The following is a 5,918-nucleotide window of genomic DNA, read 5'->3' as shown; positions in this document are numbered from 1 at the left end:
CCAGAACCGGAAGATGAACGACGGGTCGAGCGTGCTCTCGACGCCGGACATGCCCTTCCCGTAGACGGCGGTGTTCTGCCCCACCCACGACGGGATGAACGGGACGTCCCTGGCGGCGATGTCCTGCAGCTGACCGAAGATCTGCTGCCGCTTGGCCTGGTCGGACGTGCCCTGCTCCTGCGAGACGAGCTTGTCGACCTGGGCGTTCTTGTAGCCGTTCTGGAAGAAGCCACCGTCGACCATGAACGGCGACAGGTAGTCGTCGGCGTCCGGGTAGTCCGGGAACCAGCCCAGGATCCACATGTCGTAGGCACCCTGCTTGTAGATCGTCTGGTACTGCTCCCACTCGGTGCTCTTCAGCGTCACCTTGAACAGCCCGCTGGCCTCGAGCTGGCGCTGCACCTCGTTGGCCTCGTCCTCGGTGCTCGGGCCGTAGTGGGTGGGTGTCCATCCGACCGTCAGGTTGACCGGCGTCTGGATGCCGGCCTTCTGCAGGATCTGCTTGGCCTTCGCCACGTCGGGCGAGCCGTAGGCAGCCTTGAAGGAGTCCTTCTGGCCTCCGAAGCCCGGAGGCACGATGGAGTACAGCGGGTCGACGGTGCCGTCGTAGGCGTTCTTCGCGATCGCCTCCCGGTCGAAGACCTGTGCCGCCGCCTGGCGGACCGCCAGCTGCTTGCCGACTCCCTCGCCGACGTTCCAGACCCAGTACCGGATCTCGGAGCCCTTGCCGGTGGCGACGGTGACGTTGGAGTCCTTCTTCAGGTTGGCGAGGTCCGTCGGGGCCAGGCTGCGCCAGGCGACGTCGACCTCACCGTTCTTGGCGGCCAGCGCCAGGGCAGTGGGGTCGGAGTAGTACTTCACGAAGACCTGGCCGGTCTTGCCCGCGTTGGGGCCGGTGTAGTTCGGGTTCAGCGACAGCACGGCCTGGTCGCCGGCCTTGTACTGGTCCAGCTTGTAGGGACCGGAGCCGATGATCTTGTCGTCCGCGAGCTTCTTGTCGGCCGGGAACACGTCCTGGTCCACGATCGCGGCCGCGCCGGGGTAGGTCAGGACGTACTGGAAGGTCGTGTCCGGGTGGTCGAGGTGGAAGACGACGGTCGTGTCGTCAGGGGTCTCGATGGCGCCCTTGTTGAGCGTGACGGTGCCGTTCTTGGCGGTGTCGGTGATGCTGCCCAGCAGGTAGATGGCGGCACCGTTGGCGTCCTGGATCTTGATCGCTCGCTCGAAGCTGTACTTCACGTCGGCCGAGGTCAGGGCGTCGCCGTTGGAGAACTTCTCCCCCGGGTTGAGCTTGCAGGTCAGCGTCTGCGGGTCGTCGTACGTGCACGACTTCGCGGCGTCGCCGACGATCTGGGTCGAGTTCGGCGGGACCGTCACCAGGGTCTGGTACAGGTTGTACTCCAGCGTGGACGAGCCCAGGTCGTAGGACCCCGCCGGGTCCAGCGCCGTCACCGTGTCGGTGGTGCCGAGGATCCAGGGGGAACCTGTCCCGCCGCCGGACGCACTGCTCCCGCTGCTGTTGCTGCTGCCGCAGGCGGCCAGGGCCACGGCGAGCACGCCGGCCCCCGCTACCGCCATGAGCTTGTGTCGGATCACGAGTCTTCCCCTCGTTCTTCTCAATGTGCAGCGCCGAGCCCACCTCCGGACGGCGCATCCGTCCCGAGAACATAGCGGCTGGCCAGGATGGGGTCCATCACCGCCGGGGTCGGCGAGGTCGCGATCCCACAACGATTTTCACGCCCCGGAGCCGAGCTTGCGAGGCTCCGAAAAGGGCGGGAGGTTGAGGAGCGTCGGCTCAGACCGAGCCTGCGAGGGCTGAGCGACGCGTCACGAAACCCACGCCCCGCAACCGAGCTTGCGAGGTTGCGAAGAGGGCGGGAGGTTGCCCTTCGAGACGCCTCGTCCCTCGGCTCCTCAGGAACCGCAGCGTCGGCTGAGACGCGACGAAGGAGCGGCTCGGCGACGCGTCACGAAACCAGCGCGCGGGCAGAGCCTCAATCGGGCAGGAAGGATGAAGCGGACAGCCCGACCAGCGAGTCGGTGAACACCCGGCGCGGGCCAGGTGGTACCGGTACGTGCAGCGGCGCACAGAGCACGGTGCATCCCGCCGCGGCGGCGGAGGTGGCGCCGGTGTCGGAGTCCTCGATCGCCAGGCACTCGGAGGCCAGCACGTCGAGCTCCCGGGCGGCGGTCAGGTACGGCTCGGGGTGGGGCTTGCCGCGGTCCACGGTGTCACCGGTGACGACGGCGGCGAAGGTCCCGGGCGGGAGCTCTTCCAGGATCGGTTTGACGAAGCGCGTGTACGACATGGTCACCAGCGCGCAGGGCACTCCGGCCTCGTGCAGCGACGTGAGCAGCTCCAGCGACCCGGGTCGCCACGGCACGGCACGCTCGACCCGCTCGATCACCGAGTCGAGCATCTCCTCGACGATCTGCTCCGGTGGCGGCTGTATCCCCATCCGTTCGCGCATGAGCCGGGCGGCGTCGAGGAGATCGAACCCCACGACCTCCAGGGACTGCTCCGCCGACCAGGTGCCGCCGTACCGGTCGGCGAGCGCGAGCTCGGCGAGGGTCCAGTACGGCTCGGTGTCGACCAGCGTGCCGTCCATGTCCCACAGGACCGCGGCGTACGAGTCGATCCGGCGCCCTGATGCGTGCACCGACAACGGTCAGTCCTCCGGGTCGTAGCCGAGGTTGGCGGACAGCCAGCGCTCCGCCTCGGCCAGGGTCCAGCCCTTCCGCTCGGCGTAGTCAGCGACCTGGTCGGGCGCGAGTCGGCCGACGACGAAGTACTGCGACTCGGGATGGCTGAAGTAGATGCCCGAGACCGAGGCGCCGGGCCACATCGCCATCGAGTCGGTGAGCTCCATGCCGGTGTGCGTGCCGACGTCGAGCAGGTCCCACAGCGTCTGCTTCTCGGTGTGGTCGGGGCTCGCGGGGTACCCGGGTGCGGGCCGGATGCCGGCGTACTGCTCCTTGATCAGCTGCCGGTTGTCGAGGTGCTCGTCGGGTGCATAGCCCCACACCTCTCGCCGGACCCGCTCGTGCATCCGCTCGGCGAAGGCCTCGGCGAGCCGGTCGGCCAGCGACTCGAGCAGGATGCCCGAGTAGTCGTCGAGGTCCTTCTTGAACTCGAGGATCTTGTCCTGCGCGCCGATCCCGGCGGTGACCGCGAACAGCCCGACGTAGTCCTTGAGCCCGGTCTCCTTGGGTGCGACGAAGTCCGCCAGGCTCCGGTTGGGTACGCCGGCCCGGTGAGCGCCCTGCTGCCGCAGCTGGTGGAGTACGGCGTGCGGCTCGCCGCGGGTCTCGTCGAGGTAGACCTCGATGTCGTCGCCGACGGAGTTGGCCGGGAACAGCCCGACGACCCCGTGCGCGGTGAGCCACCGCTCCTCGATCAGCCGGGTCAGCATCGCCTGGGCGTCGTCGTAGAGCTTGCGCGCAGTCTCACCGGAGTCGGGGTCCTCGAGGATCTCGGGGAACGAGCCCTTCATCTCCCAGGCGTTGAAGAACGGCTGCCAGTCGATGTAGCGGCGGATCTCGCCGAGGTCGGCGTTGCGGAACACCCGGACGTGCTGGGTCGCGCCGCGGCGCCCGGTGATGGGCGAGACGTCGTGGTCCTGCTGCAGGAGCAGGTGCGGTCGCGGCGGCCGGTAGCCCTGCCAGTCGATCGGGGTGCGCGCCGCTCGGGCTTCGTCGAGGGTGGCCAGGGGCCGGTCGTTCTTGGCGGCGTGCCGGGCGCGCAGCGAGTCGTAGTCGGCCTTCACGTCGGCGAGCAGCTTCTCGCGCTGGCGGTCGTGGAGAAGTGCGGCGGTGACCGGCACCGACCGCGACGCGTCCTTCACCCAGACGACGGGACCGTCGTACCGGGGGTCGACCTTGACCGCGGTGTGGGCGCGCGAGGTCGTGGCGCCGCCGATCAGCAACGGGAGCGTGAACCCCTGGCGCTGCATCTCGGTCGCGACGTTGACCATCTCGTCGAGGCTGGGGGTGATCAGGCCGGACAGCCCGATCGCGTCGGCGCCGACCTCGCGCGCGGTGTCGAGGATCTTCTGGGCGGGCACCATCACGCCGAGGTCGATCACCTCGTAGTTGTTGCACTGCAGCACGACCCCGACGATGTTCTTGCCGATGTCGTGCACGTCGCCCTTCACGGTGGCGGTGACGATCGTCCCGTTCGTGTCCTTCTGCTTGGCCAGCTCCGGGTCGTTGGCCTTCTCCTCCTCGATGAACGGGATGAGGTGAGCGACCGCCTTCTTCATCACCCGGGCGCTCTTGACGACCTGGGGCAGGAACATCTTGCCCGAGCCGAACAGGTCGCCGACGACGTTCATGCCGTCCATCAGCGGGCCCTCGATCACCTCGATCGGTCGCCCTCCCGCGGCCGAGATCTCCTGCCGGAGGTCCTCGGTGTCGCTCACGATGTGGGCGTCGATGCCCTTCACGAGGGAGTGCGTGATGCGCTCCCGCAGCGGCAGCTCACGCCACTCCTCGGCGGCCTCGTCGGCCTCCCCCGCGGCGACGTTGAAACGCTCGGCGATCTCGAGCAGCCGCTCCGCCGCGTCCGGCCGCCGGTTGAGCACGACGTCCTCGATCCGATCGCGCAGCTCGGGGTCGACCTGGTCGTAGACGGTGAGGGCGCCGGCGTTCACGATGCCCATGTCGAGGCCGGCCTCGATCGCGTGGTACAGGAACACCGCGTGGATGGCCTCGCGCACCGGGTTGTTGCCGCGGAAGCTGAAGCTGACGTTGGAGATGCCGCCGGAGACCAAGGCACCGGGCAGGTTCTGCTTGATCCAGCGGGTGGCCTCGATGAAGTCACGGCCGTACGACGCGTGCTCCTCGATGCCGGTCGCCACCGCGAACACGTTGGGGTCGAAGATGATGTCCTCGGGCGGGAAGCCCACCTGCTCGGTCAGGATCCGGTAGGCCCTCGCGCACACGGCGGTACGGCGTTCCAGGTTGTCGGCCTGCCCGTCCTCGTCGAACGCCATCACGACCGCGGCAGCGCCGTACCGGCGGCACAGCCGCGCGTGCTCGATGAACGCCTCCTCGCCCTCCTTCATGGAGATGGAGTTCACGATCGCCTTGCCCTGCACGCACTTCAGGCCGGCCTCGATCACCTCCCACTTCGAGGAGTCGACCATCACCGGGACCCGGGAGATGTCGGGCTCGGAGGCGATCAGCTTGAGGAAGCGGTCCATCGCCGCGACCCCGTCGATCATGCCCTCGTCCATGTTGACGTCGATGACCTGCGCCCCGGCCTCGACCTGCTGGGCCGCGACCGAGAGGGCGGTGTCGTAGTCGCCGTCCTTGATCAGCTTGCGGAAGCGCGCCGAGCCGGTGATGTTGGTGCGCTCGCCGACGTTGACGAAGAGGCTGTCCTCGGTGATCGTCACCGGCTCCAGCCCGGAGAGCCGCATCGCCGGGGCGATCGTGGGCACCGTGCGCGGCGTGACTCCCTTCGCGGCGTCGGCGATCGCCGCGATGTGGTCGGCGGTGGTGCCGCAGCAGCCGCCGACGATGTTGAGCAGTCCGCTGGTGGCGAACTCCCCCAGCACCTCGGCCATGGCGTCCGGGGTCTCGTCGTACTCACCGAACGCGTTCGGCAGGCCGGCGTTCGGGTGCGCGGAGACGAAGCAGTCGGCGACCCGGGAGAGCTCGGCGACGTACGGCCGGAGGTCCTTGGCCCCGAGCGCGCAGTTCAGGCCGACGGCGAGCGGGCGGACGTGGCGGATGGAGTTCCAGAACGCCTCGGTCACCTGCCCGGACAGCGTGCGTCCGCTCGCGTCGGTGATGGTGCCGGACACGATCACCGGCCAGCGCCGGCGGTGCTCGTCGAAGAGCGTCTCGGCCGCGACGATCGCCGCCTTGGCGTTGAGGGTGTCGAAGATCGTCTCGACGATGAGGGCGTCCGC

The 5,918-nt window shown here is 68.8% G+C and carries 3 protein-coding genes; all 3 read right to left on the bottom strand.

Annotation, left to right across the window (positions count from 1 at the left end; genetic code table 11):
* On the bottom strand, nucleotides 1-1,596 hold a 1,596-nt coding region (locus VGK78_RS03775; RefSeq protein ID WP_331526023.1), incomplete at its 3' end, for an ABC transporter substrate-binding protein.
* A 398-nt stretch (nucleotides 1,597-1,994) separates the two neighbouring features.
* On the bottom strand, nucleotides 1,995-2,660 hold the full coding sequence (locus VGK78_RS03770; RefSeq protein WP_331526024.1) for an HAD family phosphatase: 666 nt from the start codon (nucleotides 2,658-2,660) through the stop codon (nucleotides 1,995-1,997).
* 9 nt (nucleotides 2,661-2,669) lie between these two features.
* Nucleotides 2,670-5,918 (bottom strand): methionine synthase (gene metH, locus VGK78_RS03765; RefSeq protein ID WP_331526022.1); only part of this gene is annotated, 3,249 nt, incomplete at its 5' end.

The organism is Nocardioides sp., assembly GCF_036503465.1.
Lineage (GTDB): Bacteria > Actinomycetota > Actinomycetes > Propionibacteriales > Nocardioidaceae > Nocardioides.
The sequence above is the reverse complement of the archived record's forward strand: the minus strand, read 5'-3'. Positions and strand labels throughout refer to the sequence as shown.